The sequence below is a fragment of the Acidovorax sp. GW101-11A03 genome, from assembly GCF_059424825.1.
In genome coordinates, this window is record NZ_JBWKZU010000048.1 from 1 (window position 1) to 15,747 (window position 15,747).

A 15,747-nucleotide genomic window follows, 5' to 3' on the forward strand; every position below is an offset into this window, starting at 1 on the left:
GCCGACTGACCGAAGAACAGCTCGACAGCTTCCGCCAGGAAGTGGACGGCAAGGGCCTGTCCAGCTACCCCCACCCCCAGCTGATGCCCGAGTTCTGGCAGTTCCCCACGGTGTCCATGGGCCTGGGCCCGCTGATGGCGATTTATCAGGCCCGCTTCCTCAAGTACCTGCACGCCCGCGGCATTGCCGACACCGCCAACCGCAAGGTCTGGGTGTTCTGTGGCGACGGCGAGATGGACGAGCCTGAATCCCTGGGCGCCATCGGCCTGGCCGCGCGTGAAAACCTCGACAACCTGGTGTTTGTCATCAACTGCAACCTGCAGCGCCTGGACGGCCCCGTGCGGGGCAACGGCAAGATCGTGCAAGAACTCGAAGGCGAGTTCCGTGGTGCGGGCTGGAACGTGATCAAGCTGCTGTGGGGCAATGGCTGGGACGAGCTGCTGCGCCGCGACAAGAGCGGCAAGCTCAAGCAGCTGATGATGGAAACGCTGGACGGCGACTATCAGGCCATGAAGGCCAACGATGGCGCCTTCGTGCGCAAGAACTTCTTCGGCAAGTACCCCGAAACACTCAAGCTCGTCGAGCACATGACCGACGAAGAGGTCTTCGAGCTGCGCCGTGGCGGCCACGAGCCCGCCAAGGTGTATGCCGCCTTCCACGCCGCCAACGAGCACAAGAACCAGCCCACCGTGCTGCTGGTCAAGACTGTCAAGGGTTATGGCATGGGCAAGGCCGGTGAAGGCAAGAACACCGTGCACCAGACCAAGAAGCTGTCGGACGAAGACATCAAGTACATCCGCGACCGCTTCAACATCCCGGTGCCTGACAGCCAGCTGGCCGAGATCCCTTACTACAAGCCGGCTGACGACACGCCGGAGATGAAGTATCTGCACGAGCGCCGCAAGGCCCTGGGCGGCTACCTGCCGCACCGCCGCGTGAAGGCCGACGAGAGCTTTACCGTGCCTGCGCTCGACACCTTCAAGGCCATCCTGGAGCCCACGGCCGAAGGCCGCGAAATCTCCACCACGCAGGCCTATGTGCGCTTCATCACGCAACTGCTGCGCGACCAGGCCCTGGGCCCGCGTGTGGTGCCCATCCTGGTGGATGAGGCCCGCACCTTCGGCATGGAAGGCCTGTTCCGCCAGATCGGCATCTACAACCCCAAGGGCCAGCTCTACACCCCGGTCGACCGCGACCAGGTGATGTATTACAAGGAAGACAAGGCCGGTCAGATCCTGCAGGAAGGCATCAACGAAGCGGGCGGCATGGCCAGCTGGATCGCTGCCGCCACCAGCTACAGCACCAACAACCGCATCATGGTGCCGTTCTATGTGTACTACTCGATGTTCGGCTTCCAGCGCATTGGTGACCTGGCCTGGGCGGCGGGTGACATGCAGGCGCGTGGCTTCTTGCTGGGCGGCACCTCGGGCCGTACCACGCTGAACGGTGAAGGCCTGCAGCACGAAGACGGCCACAGCCACATCCTGGCCAACACGATCCCCAACTGCGTGAGCTACGACCCCACCTTTGCCCACGAAGTCGCGGTGATCATGCACCAGGGCATGAAGCGCATGGTCGAGCAGCAAGAGAACGTCTTCTACTACATCACGCTGCTCAACGAGAACTACAGCATGCCGGGCCTCACGGCGGGCACCGAAGAGCAGATCATCAAGGGCATGTACCTGTGCAAGCCCGGCGCCGAAGGCGACAAGCGCGTGCAGCTGCTGGGCTCCGGCACCATCCTGCGCGAGTCACTGGCCGCGCAAACGCTGCTGGCGGCCGACTGGGGCGTGCAGGCCGACGTGTGGAGCTGCCCAAGCTTTAACGAACTCACCCGCGAAGGCCAGGACGCCGACCGCTGGAATCTGCTGCACCCGCTGGAAACGCCGCGTGTGCCGTTTGTGGCGCAGCAACTGGGTGCCAGTACTGGCCCCGTGGTCGCATCCACCGACTACATGAAAGCCTATGCCGAGCAGATCCGTCCCTTCATCCCCAAGGGTCGCAACTACAAAGTGCTGGGCACGGACGGCTTTGGCCGCAGCGACTTCCGCAGCAAGCTGCGCGAGCACTTCGAGGTGAACCGCCACTACATTGTTGTGGCCGCCCTCAAGGCGCTGAGCGAAGACGGTGTGCTGCCCGTCACCAAGGTGGCCGAGGCGATCGCCAAGTACGGCATCAATGCAGACAAGATCAACCCGCTCTACGCATAAAACGAACGGAGACAGAACAATGGCATTGGTCAACATTCAAGTCCCGGACATCGGGGACTTCGACGAAGTGGGCGTGATCGAGTTGCTGGTCAAGGTGGGCGACACCGTGAAGGCCGAGCAGTCGCTCATCACCGTCGAATCCGACAAAGCGTCGATGGAGATCCCATCCAGCCACGCTGGCGTGGTCAAGGAACTCAAGATTGCATTGGGCGATAAGGTCAAACAAGGCTCAGTGATCGCCGTGGTGGAGTCTGCTGACGCGGGCGCTGCAGCAACACCGGCTCCTGCCGCAGCTGCTCCCGCGCCCGCCCCGGTGGCGGCGCCAGCACCGGCTCCTGCTGCTGCGGCCCCTGCGGCTGTTGGCCCGGTCGAAGTGCGCGTGCCCGACATTGGCGACTTCAAGGACGTGGCCGTCATCGAGATGCTGGTCAAGGTCGGCGACACCATCAAGGTCGAACAATCCCTGTTCACCGTCGAGTCCGACAAAGCCTCCATGGAGATCCCATCGCCCGCCGCTGGCGTGCTCAAGGAACTCAAGGTCAAGATTGGCGACACCGTCAACATCGGTGATCTGGTGGCAATTCTGGAAGGCGCGGCTGCTGTTGCAGCACCGGCCGCCGCACCCGTTGCAGCGGCTGCGCCCGCACCTGCCCCCGTGGCTGCTCCTGCAGTTGCAGTGGCTGCCGCAGCACCCGCCGCTGCCACCGCCTCGGTGCCCGTTCCAGCACACCAGCCCGGCACGCCCACCGCAGGACTGCCCCACGCATCGCCTTCGGTGCGCAAGTTCGCCCGCGAACTGGGCGTGCCTATCGACGAGGTCAAGGGCACGGGCCCCAAGGGCCGTATCACCCAGGACGACGTGGCCGCCTTCACCAAGCAGGTGATGGCAGGCGCCGTGCAGACCAAGGCCCAGGCCGCCAAGGCGCCTGCAGCGGCCTCAGGCGGGTCCAGCGGCTCCGGCGTCGGGCTGGATCTGCTGCCCTGGCCTAAGGTGGACTTCACCAAGTTCGGCCCGGTGGAGCGCAAGGATCTCTCGCGCATCAAGAAGATCAGTGGCGCCAACCTGCACCGCAACTGGGTTGTCATCCCGCACGTCACCAACCACGACGACGCGGACATCACCGACCTTGAAGCCTTCCGCGTGCAGTTCAACAAGGAGAACGAGAAGAGTGGCGTCAAGGTCACCATGCTCGCCTTCATGATCAAGGCCGCCGTGGCCGCGCTCAAGAAGTTCCCCGAGTTCAACAGTTCGCTCGACGGCGACCAGCTGGTGATGAAGAACTACTTCCACATCGGCTTTGCGGCCGACACGCCCAACGGCCTCGTTGTGCCCGTCATCCGCGACGCCGACAAGAAGGGCATCGTCCAGATCTCGCAAGAGATGGGCGACCTGGCCAAGAAGGCGCGCGACGGCAAGCTGGGCCCGGCCGACATGACCGGTGGCTGCTTCTCCATCAGCTCGCTGGGCGGCATCGGTGGCCGTTACTTCACGCCCATCATCAACGCGCCAGAAGTCGCCATCATGGGCGTGTGCAAGAGCAGCCTGGAGCCCAAGTGGGACGGCAAGCAGTTCGCACCGCGCCTCATGCTGCCCCTGAGCCTGAGCTGGGACCACCGCGTGATCGATGGCGCGGCCGCCGCACGCTTCAATGTGTACTTTGCCTCGCTGCTGGCGGACTTCCGCCGCATCGTGATGTAACGAAAGGGCAAGACACACCATGGCAATCATCGACATCAAGGTGCCCGACATCGGCGACTTCGCCGAAGTGGCCATCATCGAAGTGCTGGTCAAACCCGGCGACACCATCAAGGCCGAACAAAGCCTGATCACCGTGGAGTCCGACAAGGCCTCCATGGAGATCCCCTCCAGCCATGCTGGGGTGGTGAAGGAACTCAAAGTGAAGCTCGGCGACAAGATCGCCGAAGGCTCAGTGGTGCTGACGCTGGAAGTCCAGGGCGCAGGCGCGGCAGCGCCAGCACCTGCCGCAGCCTCAGCACCCGCCGTTCCTGAACAAAAAACGGCCTCTGCGCCTGCCCAGCAAGCCCAAGTAGCTATCAATCCAGTAGCATCCAACTTTGCAGGCACGGCTGACCTGGACTGCGACGTGCTCGTGCTCGGTGGCGGCCCTGGTGGCTACAGCGCCGCCTTCCGTGCTGCTGACCTGGGCCTCAAGGTCGTCATCGTCGAACGCTACGCCACCCTGGGCGGCGTGTGCCTGAACGTGGGCTGCATCCCGTCCAAGGCGCTGCTGCACGTGGCAGCCGTCATGGACGAAGTCAGCCACATGGCCGACCTGGGCGTGGACTTTGGCGCCCCCGCCGTCAACATCGACAAGCTGCGTGGCCACAAGGAAAAGGTCATCGGCAAGCTCACCGGCGGCCTGGCCGCCATGGCCAAGATGCGCAAGGTGACCACCGTGCGCGGCTATGGTGCCTTCATTGGAGCCAACCACCTCGAAGTGGAAGAAACCACCGGCACCGGCCAGGACAAGACGGGCACCAAGAAGGTCATCGCCTTCAAGCGCGCCATCATTGCTGCTGGCAGCCAGGCCGTGCGCCTGCCCTTCATGCCTGACGACCCGCGCGTGGTCGATTCCACCGGCGCACTCGCGCTCAAGGAAGTGCCAAAGCGCATGCTGATTCTGGGCGGTGGCATCATCGGCTTGGAAATGGGCACCGTGTACAGCACCCTGGGCGCGCGCCTGGATGTGGTCGAGATGATGGACGGTCTGATGCAGGGCGCCGACCGCGACCTCGTCAAGATCTGGCAAAAGATGAACGCCAAGCGCTTCGACAACATCATGTTGAAGACCAAAACCGTGGGCGCCGAAGCCACCCCCGAAGGCATCAAGGTCACCTTTGCGCCAGCGGAAGAGGGCGGCACCGCCCCCGAGCCACAGGTGTACGACCTGGTGCTGCAGGCCGTGGGCCGCACGCCCAATGGCAAGAAGATCGCCGCCGAAAAGGCTGGCGTTGCCGTGACGGACCGTGGCTTCATCAACGTCGACATCCAGATGCGCACCAACGTGCCGCACATCTTCGCCATCGGCGACATCGTGGGCCAGCCCATGCTGGCGCACAAGGCGGTGCATGAAGCGCACGTGGCGGCAGAAGTCATCGCGGGCGAACTGCAGGGCAACAAGGAGCTGGCCGCTGCCGCCTTCAATGCCCGCGTCATCCCGAGCGTGGCCTACACCGACCCTGAAGTGGCCTGGGTGGGCCTGACCGAAGACCAGGCCAAGGCCCAAGGCATCAAGGTCAAGAAGGGCCTATTCCCCTGGACCGCCTCTGGCCGCGCCATTGCCAACGGCCGCGACGAAGGCGTGACCAAGCTGCTGTTCGATGACTCGCCCGAGGCCCATGGCCACGGCAAGATCCTGGGCGGCGGCATCGTGGGCACCCATGCGGGCGACATGATTGGTGAGATCGCCCTGGCCATCGAGATGGGCGCCGATGCGGTGGACATCGGCAAGACGATCCACCCGCACCCGACGCTCGGCGAAAGCATCGGCATGGCGGCGGAGATTGCGCATGGTTCTTGCACGGATGTGCCGCCGCAGAAGAAGTGAGCCAAAGTGAGTCGATGAGCTACTGAAATTGCTGCTGATCCAGTAACTAGCCGCGCACATCCCGTAGGGGCTGCGCGGCTTTTTTACCGATTTTTTAGATCGCGCTGGGCGTCCACTGTCCACCAGAGTGGGAGCGTCTGTAGCATGTTTGAAACTTGCCCGTGTTTGGGGCTATTACACAAAATGACTTAGCGAGGGAGGACATAGATGGGTTGCACGTTTAAGGTGTTCGCCGCAATGCTCGCAAGCGCGCTAGTGGGGATGGCACTGGCTGCCAGTGACGGCATCTTCCGTGAACCATTCCCTGCAAATCCTCAAAAACCACCGAAACTTCTGCTGGAAAAGGTATGGGGCAAAGAGATAGATGCGTCATCCATTGCCCAGGTGGAGCCTGACCAAGACGTGCTGTTAGGCGCCGTGACTGCAACCAGAGAGCAATGGCCCCTGTCAATCGTTGTGGATTACGTGGGGCGGGAACTGCGAAAGTCGGACATCCTGGCTGAGAAGCAAGGGTACTTTTATCTCCGTCTGGAATGTCCCCAGGAACCATACAAGCGCTGCGGCGAAGACCTTAACACCTATGGTCGGCACAAGCGGGTACTTTCGACAAGCGGAAGCTTTTCAAGAAAGTCAATAAAGATCAATGGCTCGACCCATGATGTGCATGTGATGGACGGCATGCTGCTTCTATACAAGGTGAACCTCGAGACGCAAGTCAACATCTACATGAGCCGAGCGTTCGCCCCCAAAACACTGGAAACCCATCGTTTGCGCCTGCGTGTATTCGGTGGCGAAGTGAGTTACACACCGCCAGTAAAAGAGCATGCAAGGATTGGGGCGTTGGGCAAACAAGGCATCCTGACCGTATTGATCTTCGCGTCGCTGGTGTGGCTGGTTCGACTCGTACGGCCTAGTGAGTCCGCCCCCGAGTCTCCACCGCGCCTGCTGGGGGGGCTTATGTGTGTTTTGGGAAGCGCGCTAGTTATTGCGAGTTTCTCTGACACGCTGCTCTTTTATCCTTTGACGGGCCTCTTGTTTGCTTTCAGCGGGATGCTTTTGTCAATAGGCTCCCGACTCGGGCAATGGGCCTATGCTTTGATGCTTACAGTGGCTTGGTGCATCACACTCAATGACTACGGTTCCACCTTGGGCAAAGACGCGGTAGTGCGCGTGGGCATGATCACTTTGCTTGCGCTCTACGTATTCAGCACCAGGGTGAGTGAGCGGCTTGGCACTAAGGAGTGATTGCCAGTCGGTTCAACCAATGAGACTTTCTGATGAAATTGGGTTAACGAGTTACTGCCTTGCTTTTTAGGGGTCAACAAACCAATCGCCAGCACAATGCAGCCCCGAACGTCGGCGTGCTCCCGCGCCGATCGCGTTTGCTGCGATGGCTATCGGCCTTGAGCCATTGGCTCAACTGCTCCTTGTACGAGTCCAGGATGCTGGGGCTCGGCATCCGCTGCGGGTATCGGGGCTCGACCATCTGCCCGTCTTTGAGCCACTTGGTGGCTGTGTTGCGCGAGATGCCCAGCCTGCGGCTGGCCTCGCGCACCGACACGTCCTGCCTCAGCACGAGGCGGCGCAACTTGCTCAATGTGCTCACGTTGATCACTCCTGCTCCCCCGTGCTGGAAAACTCAGCACGATAGAGCGGCAACGTGGCTCAGATTTCAACTTGAACGGGCCTCGAAATGGCCCAACTTTGGAAATGAATCAACAGCCGATTTCTTGGCGGCGGAAGGATGTCAGTTCGCGCAGGGTTTTCTGTTCAGCAAAGCGGTGCCGCGAGAGCAGTTGTTGAGGATGTCTGGCTCCTGACGACGTTGCGCTAGGCGGTCACAGGAATCGCTCAGTTTGGGGACATGACCTCCTCGTCGCGAAGTGCCGCCGTCCGTCCTCAGTGCGCGACACTGCCAGCCGAAGACCTGGCCAAGGCACATCATCAACGGCCTGTTCCCCCGACAGCGTCCAGCCGCGTCATCGCCAAGCCGTGCACAGTGGCAAGGGTTCTGACCGGGCCCGGCACCCTGGGAGTTGTTTGTCGAGGATTGGACCCGTGGGGCCTGGAGGTCGAAGAGGCATCCACAGCGCCTTCCGCACACGCTGTCACCTCCCAAGTTTGATGTTGAATCGGCGCATGGTCGTGCGCCTCTTTTGCGGGTTCATGCCACGCTTGCGCGGACAGCGCCCGATCGAGATGGCCTGCGTCAAGGTACCCCGGCAAAAAGTCGTGGAAAATAGAGGGTTTCCTGCCGCTGAGCCCCTTGGCAGAACACCCCTCCGGCCTTCCAACCTTTTTGTTCCCCTGAACCTGCCCATGCAAGACGTTCAAAACTCCAAGATCTCTGTCGAGAAGATCGGCGGCACTTCCATGACCGCCTTTGGCGATGTGTTGCGCCACATCATGCTGCACGATCCCAAGCGCATTTATGGCCGGATCTATGTGGTGTCTGCCTACTCCGGTGTGACCAACCAGTTGCTGGAGCATAAGAAGACGGGCGAGCGTGGTATCTATGCGTTGTTTGCCGAAGGCAAAGGCTACCAGGATGCGCTGGTCAACCTGGCCACCAGCCTGAAGAAGCTCAACGCGGGCTACGCCGAACTGGGCCTGCCGCTGGATGTGGCCGATGCCTTCATCGACCAGCGCATTGGCCAGGCGCGCGAATACCTGGGCGCCATGCAGCATGTGCTGGCCAGCGGCTACCTGAGCCGCCACGATGTGCTGCTGGCCGCACGCGAGGTGCTGGCCTCGATTGGTGAGTCGCACAGCGCGTTCAACTCGGTCGAGATCCTCAAGGCCAACGGCGTGAAGGCCGTGCTGATGGATCTGGCCGGCTTTGACGACAACGAAGCCTGGACCATTGACGAGCGGATTGCGCAAAGCTTCAAGGGCCTGGACCTGAGCGACAAGGTGGTGGTGGCCACCGGCTACACCAAGGGCACCGAAGGCATCATGCGCGAGTTTGACCGGGGCTATTCCGAGGTCACGTTCAGCAAGATCGCCGTGGAAGTGCGCCCCGCCGAGGCCGTGATCCACAAGGAGTTCCACCTGTCGTCCGCCGACCCCAACCTGGTGGGCCTGGAAAACGCCATCGTGGTGGGCGCCACCAACTACGACGTGGCCGACCAGCTGGCCGACGTGGGCATGGAAGCCATCCATCCCAAGGCCGCCAAGCCGATGGAGCTGGCAGGCATCCCGATCCGCCTGAAGAACACGTTCGAGCCCGACCACCCCGGCACGCTGATCACCAAGGACTTCGTGGGTGAGCGCGCCCGCGTGGAGATCGTGACCGGCACCGACAAGGTCACGCTGATCGAGATCCATGACCCCAGCATGGTGGGCACCGTGGGCTTCGATGCGGGCCTGATGAACGTGTTCTGCAAGCACGAGGTGAGCTACATCCTGAAGGCGACCAACGCCAACTCCATCGCGCACCTGGTGTGGGACAGCCAGGTTACGCCCGAGCTGGTGGCGCAGCTGCAGGAGGACTACCAGGTCGTGACGATCAAGCCCAGTGCCATCGTCTGCACCATCGGCTCCAACATCGGCATCCCCGGCGTGCTGGCCAAGGCTGCACAGGCGCTGGCGGATGCGCAGGTCAACGTGAACTGCGTGTCGCAGACCCTGCGGCAGGTGAACATGCAGTTCGTGATTGAACGCGAGGACTACAAGACCGCCATCAAGGCACTGAACATGGCGCTGTGCGTGAACTCCGGCGCACCTGTTCCGCGCGCCTGAGAAAAAGGCTTCTGCGCTCGGCCCACGCCCGCCCCGTGCGGGCTTTTTTGCGTCCTTGTTTGCCCTGGGGGGTTGAGTGTAGAAGATATGTTGCTACTTTTTATATAGCAAAAAAGTCTTGTCCATCAGGCGCAGAAAGCCTGTTTGAATGCTGATTTTGCTGATCAGCAAGACCCCCGCCAGCACCAGGGCGGCGCCCCCCAGTTGCCAGGCCGACAGGGGCTCACCCAGCAGCCAGGCGCCAAAAAAGATGGTGAGGATGGGGCCCAGCGTACCGACGAGTGCGGTCTTTGAGGCGCCAATGCGGCGGATGGCGGCGGAGGTCATGAACACCGGCAACACGGTGGAGAACACGGCCATGCCCAGCGCGTGCAGGTAGACCGGCGCGGGCTGCACCAGTGCGCCCACAGGCTGCGACACCACAAAATGCAGCAGCGTGGCACCGGTGGAGACCAGCATGGCCAGTGCCGTGAAGCGCGCCGCACCCATGCGCCGGATGGCGGGCTCGCTGCCCGCCTGGTAGAACGCATACGACACGGCCGAGCCAAACACGAAGCCCGCGCCGATGAGCACGGCTCGCGTGTCGCCCGCCACATGCAAGTCGTGCGCGAAGGCCAGGCCAATGCCTGCGTAGGACAGCAGCAGCGCGCCCAGCTCGCGCCGCGAGGCGCTCTTGCCCATGAAGAGCGCCCCGATCACGATGGTGAGCGTGGGGTAGGTGAAGAGGATCAGCCGCTCCAGGCTGGCGGTGATGTACTGGAGGCCGATGAAGTCGAGGATGCTCGCGCCGTAGTAGCCCAGAAGGCCCAGCGCCACAATGGCCAGCCAGTCGCGCCCTTGCAGCGGCGCCAGGTGGCGGCTGGCGCGCCAGCCCACCCAGGCGAACACCGGCACCGAAAACGCCATGCGCAGGCACAGCAGGGTGACGGAGTCCACTGGCACGGCCTGGGGCACGGCGTAGGCCAGTTTTACAAAGATGGCTTTGAAGGAGAAGCCCAGCGCCGCCAGGATGGCGAGGGCAAGACCAAGGCGTTCGGAGGACCAGTTTTTCCAGGGCATGGAGTGGGTTCGTGCATTTCATGCGGCTGGGCCGAACGATTTGCGTGCTTTTTATTGGATGGCAAGGATCCTGCACCCACATACAGCACGGCACAATTGTTGATCCAGCAAGCGTGCATTCGTTTTATACGAACGCAAGGAGCCGCCTTGAACTACGACCTCACCGACCTGCGCCTTTTTGTCGCCATTGCCGAAGAGCGCAACCTCACCCGGGGCGCCGCGCGTGCCTACCTGGCGCCGTCGTCGGCCAGCCACCGGCTGCGGCGGCTGGAGGAGGCGCTGAACACCTCACTGTTCGAGCGCCAGACGCGCGGCGTGGCGCTGACCCGGGCGGGCGAGGCCCTGCTGCGCAACGCCCGCCAGGTGCTGGCCAGCATCGAGCAGATGCATGCCAATCTCTCGCCCTTTGCCACCGGCATTCGCGGCCATGTGAGCCTGTGGGCCAACACGCATGCCACGCACACCTTTTTGCCCGACGATCTGGCGGGGTTCCTCAAGCGGCATCCCCAGGTCAGCGTGAGCCTGGAAGAGCGCACCAGCGCCGAGATTATGGTCGCCGTGGCCAACGGCGAGATTGAGGTGGGCGTGCTGGCAGACAGCGGCACGGGCGCCGGGGTGGAGCTGGCACCTTACCGGCAGGACCGCCTGGTGCTTATCGTGCCCGCAGGCCATGCGCTGGCAGGGCGCGGTCGTGTGGGTTTTGCCGAGGTGCTGGACCAGGCCTTTGTGATGCTGCACGCGGGCTCGGCCATCCACACCTTCACGACCAACGCCGCCGCCGCGCTGGGGCGGCACCTTGACGTGCGTATCCAGGTGCGCAGCTTCGAGGCCGTGTGCCGCATGGTGGGCGCGGGCGTGGGCATCGGGCTGGTGCCCCGGGGGGCGGCCCTGCAGGTGGCGGGCCTGAGCGAACCGCCGGTGCTGGTGGAGCTGGACGAACCCTGGGCGCAGCGTGATCTGCAGATCTGCGTGCGCAAGGGGGCGGTACTGACGGGCTTTGCTGCAGCCCTGGTCTCACATCTGCGCCTGGGCGCTGGCACCGCTACTGTCTGATGGCCTGATCAGCCTGCAGCAACCTCCACCTTGGCGCCACCGGCCTGCAGCTTTTTGCGCAAGGCCTGCGGCGTGGTGGCAGGCACCACCAGCGCGGCCAGTTCGCGCAACGGGGCCACACTGAATGGCGATGCCGTGCCCAGCTTGTCGAGCGAGGCCAGCACCACCGTCTCTGCCGCCCGCTGGTGCAGGGCACGCTTGACGGCGGCCTCCTCAAAATCGCCCGTGGTCAGGCCGGCTTCGGCATGCACACCGGTCACGCCCATCAGGTACAGGTCGGCCCGCAACTGGGCTGCGGCCTCGACCACGCTGGCTCCCACGTTCACCATGGAATGGCGGAACAGCCGGCCCCCCAGCACCAGCACCTCCACCTGCAGGTGCCCGGCCAGCGCCACGGCAACGGCCGGGCTGTGCGTGACCACGGTGGCGCGCAAGTCCAGCGGCAGGTGCTGCACGACCTGCAGTGAGGTGGTACCCCCGTCCAGGATCACCACCTGGCCGGGCAACACCAGGGCGGCCCCGGCGCGGCCCAGGGAGCGCTTGTCTTCAGGGGCCAGTTGCTCACGCACTTGCAAGCTGCCCACTGCGGCCGAGGCGGGCAGGGCGCCGCCGTGCACACGCTGCAAGCGGCCCTCGGCAGCCAGCTCGCGCAGGTCGCGCCGCACGGTGTCTTCCGAAATGCCCAGCTCTTCGCTGAAGGCCTTGGCCACGATCTGTCCGTCCTGCCGCAGGCGGTCGAGCAGGAATTGCTTGCGTTGGGTGGTCAGCATGGGGGGCTACAAAAGAAGATTGCACGAATTTGCATGTTTGTGCATGATATTGCTTATATTAAATTGTGCAACACCATGTCCGCCGCCCCTGACACTGACCTCCCTCTGCTGGTGCTGATCGCCGGCCCCTACCTCTCGGGCACCGACGGAGACCCCACCCGCATCGCCGCCAACCGGGCCCGCCTGGAGGCGGCCGCACTGCCAATCTACGAACGCGGCCATCTGCCCCTGCTGGGCGAGTGGCTGGCCCTGCCCATCATCCATGCGGCGGGCGGGCGTGAGCCGGGCGACGCGGTCTTCCACGCTTACCAATACCCCGTGGCCGAGCGTCTGCTGGCGCGCTGCGATGCAGTGCTGCGCTTGCCTGGCGCTTCGCGTGGCGCGGACATGGATGTGGCCCAGGCCCGCGCACGCGGGCTCCCGGTGTTCCACCATGTGGAGGAGCTGCCCCTGCGCCCGGTCCGCAACCAGGGGCACGCCGCATGACCCGCCCCATGCCCGATATCCCCATCGCCGAGCTGAACGCCCGCACCGAGCACGTGAAGCTGCTGGATGTGCAGGTGCTCTCCGACAACTGGTATGTGCTGCGCAAGGTCACCTGCTCACTGCGCAGGCGCGACGGCCAATGGCAGACGATGAGCCGAGAGGCCTACGACCGTGGCAATGGCGCCGCACTGCTGCTGTTTGACCCGCGCCGCAGCATGGTGGTGCTCACGCGCCAGTTCCGGCTGCCAGCCTTTCTCAATGGCTGCGCCGACGGCCTGCTGATTGAGACCTGCGCGGGCCTGCTTGACGGCGACGACCCCGAAACCTGCATCCGCCGCGAGGCCGAGGAAGAAACCGGCTACCGCGTGCGCCAGCCGCGCAAGGTGTTCGAGGCGTACATGAGCCCGGGATCGGTGACGGAGAAGCTGCACTTCTTCATCGCCGAATACGAACCCGGCGACCGCATCCGCAGCGGGGGCGGCCTGGAGGGGGAGGGTGAGGACATTGAGGTGATCGAGATGCCGCTGGCCGACGCCCTGGCAGGCATTGCCAACGGCGCGATCCAGGACGGCAAGACCATCATGCTGCTGCAGCATGTGGCGCTGGGGTGGGGCCGGGCGCCGTAGCCTGCCACCCGGCCGCTGCATTACCGCGCCTCAGTCTCTGTGCGAGTTCCTGCGAGGTCCCGCAGGGCACCTGGCAGATCGGGGTGCACGAACTGGTAACCCAGGGCCAGCGCCGCCTGGGGCACCACGTTCTGCCCGTCCAGCAGCAAGGTGGACATCTCACCCAGCGCCCAGCGCAACGGGGCGGCGGGCATGGTCAGCCACACGCGCTGCCCGAATGACGCGGCCAGGGCCTGCACAAAGCCGCGCTGCGACGCGGCACCGGGCGCCACCGCGTTGATGGGCCCCTGCACATCGTTGCGTGCCAGTGCGAAGCGGATCAGCCCCAGCGCATCGGCCAGGTGGATCCACGGCGCGGCCTGGCGGCCATGCCCCAGCACGGCGCCCAGGCCCAGCCGGGCGCTCAGCGCCTGCATCGGGTAGGCACCACCGCCGTTGCCCAGCACCACCCCCAGGCGCAGGCGCACCACGCGCACACCCAGTGCTTCGGCGCGCCGGGCCTCGTGCTCGATGGCGGCGCACAGGTCGGACTGGAACTCGCCCGGGCGCGGTGGCGCGTTCTCATCCAGCGGCTCCATCGAGGCGTTGGGCGATGCGCCATAGAACCCCACGGCCGATGCGCTGACCAGCACCCGGGGGCGGTGGTGCAGGCGCCGCATCAGCGCGACCACGGCCATGGTGGTGTCCACCCGGCTGGCCAACAGCACACGCCTGCGCGCAGCCGTCCAGGGCATGCCCAGCACCCGCGCCCCGGCGAGCTGGACCACCGCGTCGATGCGGGTTTCTGGCGGGATCGCATCCAGCGTGTCCACCGCCCACACGCCCGGGCCCAGGCTGGCGCGGGCTTGCAGCACATCGCGCGTCAGCACGATCACGCGCTGGCCACCCTGCAGCAGCTGCGCCACCAGGGCGCTGCCCACAAAACCCGTGGCGCCGGTGACCAGCGTGGCGGGGGCGGTGTGGTGCTGGCTGTCGCCCGGCACCGCCTGGGGCTGGGCTGCAGGTGCTGCCGCCGCACGCCGCAGGCGCAACACGGCGCGCAGGTTGCGCACGCTCCAGGCCCACACCCCCAGCGCAAACGCGGTAAACAGCCACGACACCCAGCCATGGGGCGCCACGACCAGGGCGGTGGGCTGCTGCAGCCAGCTCCACAGCACGGGCGCCATCAGCCCCAGGAACAGGCCGTAGCTGATGGTCAGCAGCGTGTGCAGCACCCGCTCCAGCGGGGGCAGGCGCCGGGTGCGGTCTTCTTCCAGAAAATCCGCCAGGGTGATACCCAGCTCGGTCAGCAACAGCGCCGCGATCAATGCGGCCCAGGCGCCATGCCATGCAAACCAGGCCAGCCCGAAAAAGACGACGCCATAGATCGCCTCGCGCGCCGCATGCAGCGCCAGCTCATACCGGGCCGATGGGCGATGGGGCAGGCGGGCCTGCAGCTCGTGGTGCCACCAGTTGTCAAACGCGCCCATGGCGGCCTGGACGGAGAGCAGCATAAAAACGGGGGTCATGGCACTCATGGTCGGGTGTCCTTGTTCAAAGTGCGTTCAAAGAAGAATAGTCAGGGCTGGCGGGTTCGGTGCAGGGGTCGGTGAACACCCCGGACTGGTGGAAGGTCTCCCCCCACCAGGGGTGCACCATGCTCAGCGTGAAGCGGAACTGCCCGTCGCCCAGGTCGGTGTGCGCCACGCGGCAGGTGCCCGGGGTCAGCAGGGCAGGCACGGGGATGCGCAGGCGCCCCCGCACCCACCAGAAGCGGCGGCTGCGAAACACCAGCGCGCCGTCTTCTTCCAGCACCTCCAGCGACATGGCCAGGCCCCCATCGGTGCGCTCCAGCAGGCGCCCGTCGGGGCCCAGCTCCTTGGTGGATCGCACGGTGCGGCCCGCGCCGCTGGCGGCGCCGGTGTGAAAGCAGCGCTCCCACACCACGCCACCGCACCCGTTGCCGCTCACGCGCACGGTGGCGGGCAGGGCGGTGGTGTTGATATGGGTCAGTGGGCCACCCCAAGCCCGGGTCAGCGCGGCATAGACATGGCCCACCAGCGAGCAGCGCAGGTCCATCTGGCCTTCATAGGCCACATCGGCATGTGCGGTGCCAAAGCGGCGTTGTACAGCGGCGGGCAGGCACGCCCAGGCTGCGGCGCCCACCATGGCGCGCAGGTCCAGCGCGGGGGCCGGATGGGCCGGGGCGACATCGCAAGGGCGGGGCGCAGGGGTAAACAGGGCAAACATGGCG

12 protein-coding genes and 1 pseudogene are annotated in these 15,747 nt (G+C 64.6%); 8 read left to right on the forward strand and 5 right to left on the reverse strand.

What is annotated here, in order from left to right:
* The 4 genes from aceE to AC07Z7_RS18310 form a co-directional block, all read left to right on the forward strand.
* Positions 1-2,210, forward strand: a 2,210-nt coding sequence (gene aceE, locus AC07Z7_RS18295; RefSeq protein ID WP_494767170.1) for a pyruvate dehydrogenase (acetyl-transferring), homodimeric type, incomplete at its 5' end; no start/stop codon positions are given.
* Positions 2,211-2,229: 19 nt separating this feature from the next.
* Complete coding sequence (gene aceF / locus AC07Z7_RS18300; RefSeq protein ID WP_494767171.1) at positions 2,230-3,909, forward strand: dihydrolipoyllysine-residue acetyltransferase; 1,680 nt, start codon at positions 2,230-2,232, stop codon at positions 3,907-3,909.
* A gap of 19 nt (positions 3,910-3,928) precedes the next feature.
* Positions 3,929-5,779 (forward strand): dihydrolipoyl dehydrogenase, encoded by a 1,851-nt coding sequence (gene lpdA, locus AC07Z7_RS18305; protein WP_494767172.1) that lies wholly within the window; start codon positions 3,929-3,931, stop codon positions 5,777-5,779.
* Between the two features lie 207 nt (positions 5,780-5,986).
* A complete protein-coding gene (locus AC07Z7_RS18310; RefSeq protein WP_494767173.1) occupies positions 5,987-7,024 on the forward strand; it encodes a hypothetical protein in 1,038 nt (345 codons plus the stop codon).
* Positions 7,025-7,124: 100 nt separating this feature from the next.
* Here AC07Z7_RS18310 and AC07Z7_RS18315 read toward each other — a convergent pair.
* Positions 7,125-7,385 (reverse strand): annotated as a pseudogene (locus tag AC07Z7_RS18315) (helix-turn-helix domain-containing protein); the annotation flags it as partial.
* Positions 7,386-8,098: 713 nt separating this feature from the next.
* Between AC07Z7_RS18315 and AC07Z7_RS18320 the strand changes: the two are divergent.
* On the forward strand, positions 8,099-9,520 hold the full coding sequence (locus tag AC07Z7_RS18320) for an aspartate kinase (RefSeq protein WP_252660774.1): 1,422 nt from the start codon (positions 8,099-8,101) through the stop codon (positions 9,518-9,520).
* Positions 9,521-9,613: 93 nt separating this feature from the next.
* Here AC07Z7_RS18320 and AC07Z7_RS18325 read toward each other — a convergent pair whose 3' ends face one another.
* Positions 9,614-10,579 carry a DMT family transporter gene (locus tag AC07Z7_RS18325; RefSeq protein WP_494767174.1) on the reverse strand — a complete coding sequence of 322 codons (966 nt, stop codon included), beginning with the start codon at positions 10,577-10,579 and terminating at the stop codon, positions 9,614-9,616.
* Positions 10,580-10,726: 147 nt separating this feature from the next.
* On the opposite strand from AC07Z7_RS18325, the gene AC07Z7_RS18330 reads away from it, so the two are divergent.
* The gene (locus AC07Z7_RS18330) at positions 10,727-11,632 is read left to right on the forward strand and encodes a LysR substrate-binding domain-containing protein (RefSeq protein ID WP_494767175.1); all 906 of its coding nucleotides are present in this window, start codon (positions 10,727-10,729) and stop codon (positions 11,630-11,632) included.
* Between the two features lie 8 nt (positions 11,633-11,640).
* Here the strand turns inward: AC07Z7_RS18330 and AC07Z7_RS18335 are convergent, their stop codons facing one another.
* Entirely contained in the window at positions 11,641-12,402 is a 762-nt protein-coding gene (locus AC07Z7_RS18335; RefSeq protein WP_494767176.1) for a DeoR/GlpR family DNA-binding transcription regulator, read from the reverse strand.
* Between the two features lie 75 nt (positions 12,403-12,477).
* Here AC07Z7_RS18335 and AC07Z7_RS18340 point away from each other — a divergent pair, with 75 nt between their 5' ends.
* Together AC07Z7_RS18340 and AC07Z7_RS18345 are read left to right on the forward strand one after the other, a co-directional pair.
* Positions 12,478-12,888: a DUF4406 domain-containing protein gene (locus AC07Z7_RS18340; RefSeq protein WP_494767177.1), complete on the forward strand. Its 411-nt coding sequence runs from the start codon at positions 12,478-12,480 to the stop codon at positions 12,886-12,888.
* 8 nt (positions 12,889-12,896) lie between these two features.
* Entirely contained in the window at positions 12,897-13,514 is a 618-nt protein-coding gene (locus AC07Z7_RS18345; protein WP_494767178.1) for an NUDIX domain-containing protein, read from the forward strand.
* A gap of 20 nt (positions 13,515-13,534) precedes the next feature.
* Here AC07Z7_RS18345 and AC07Z7_RS18350 read toward each other — a convergent pair whose 3' ends face one another.
* Both AC07Z7_RS18350 and AC07Z7_RS18355 read right to left on the reverse strand, forming a co-directional pair.
* Complete coding sequence (locus AC07Z7_RS18350; RefSeq protein ID WP_494767179.1) at positions 13,535-15,031, reverse strand: TIGR01777 family oxidoreductase; 1,497 nt, start codon at positions 15,029-15,031, stop codon at positions 13,535-13,537.
* Between the two features lie 16 nt (positions 15,032-15,047).
* Positions 15,048-15,743 (reverse strand): DUF4166 domain-containing protein, encoded by a 696-nt coding sequence (locus tag AC07Z7_RS18355; RefSeq protein ID WP_494767180.1) that lies wholly within the window; start codon positions 15,741-15,743, stop codon positions 15,048-15,050.
* Positions 15,744-15,747 lie beyond the last annotated feature (4 nt).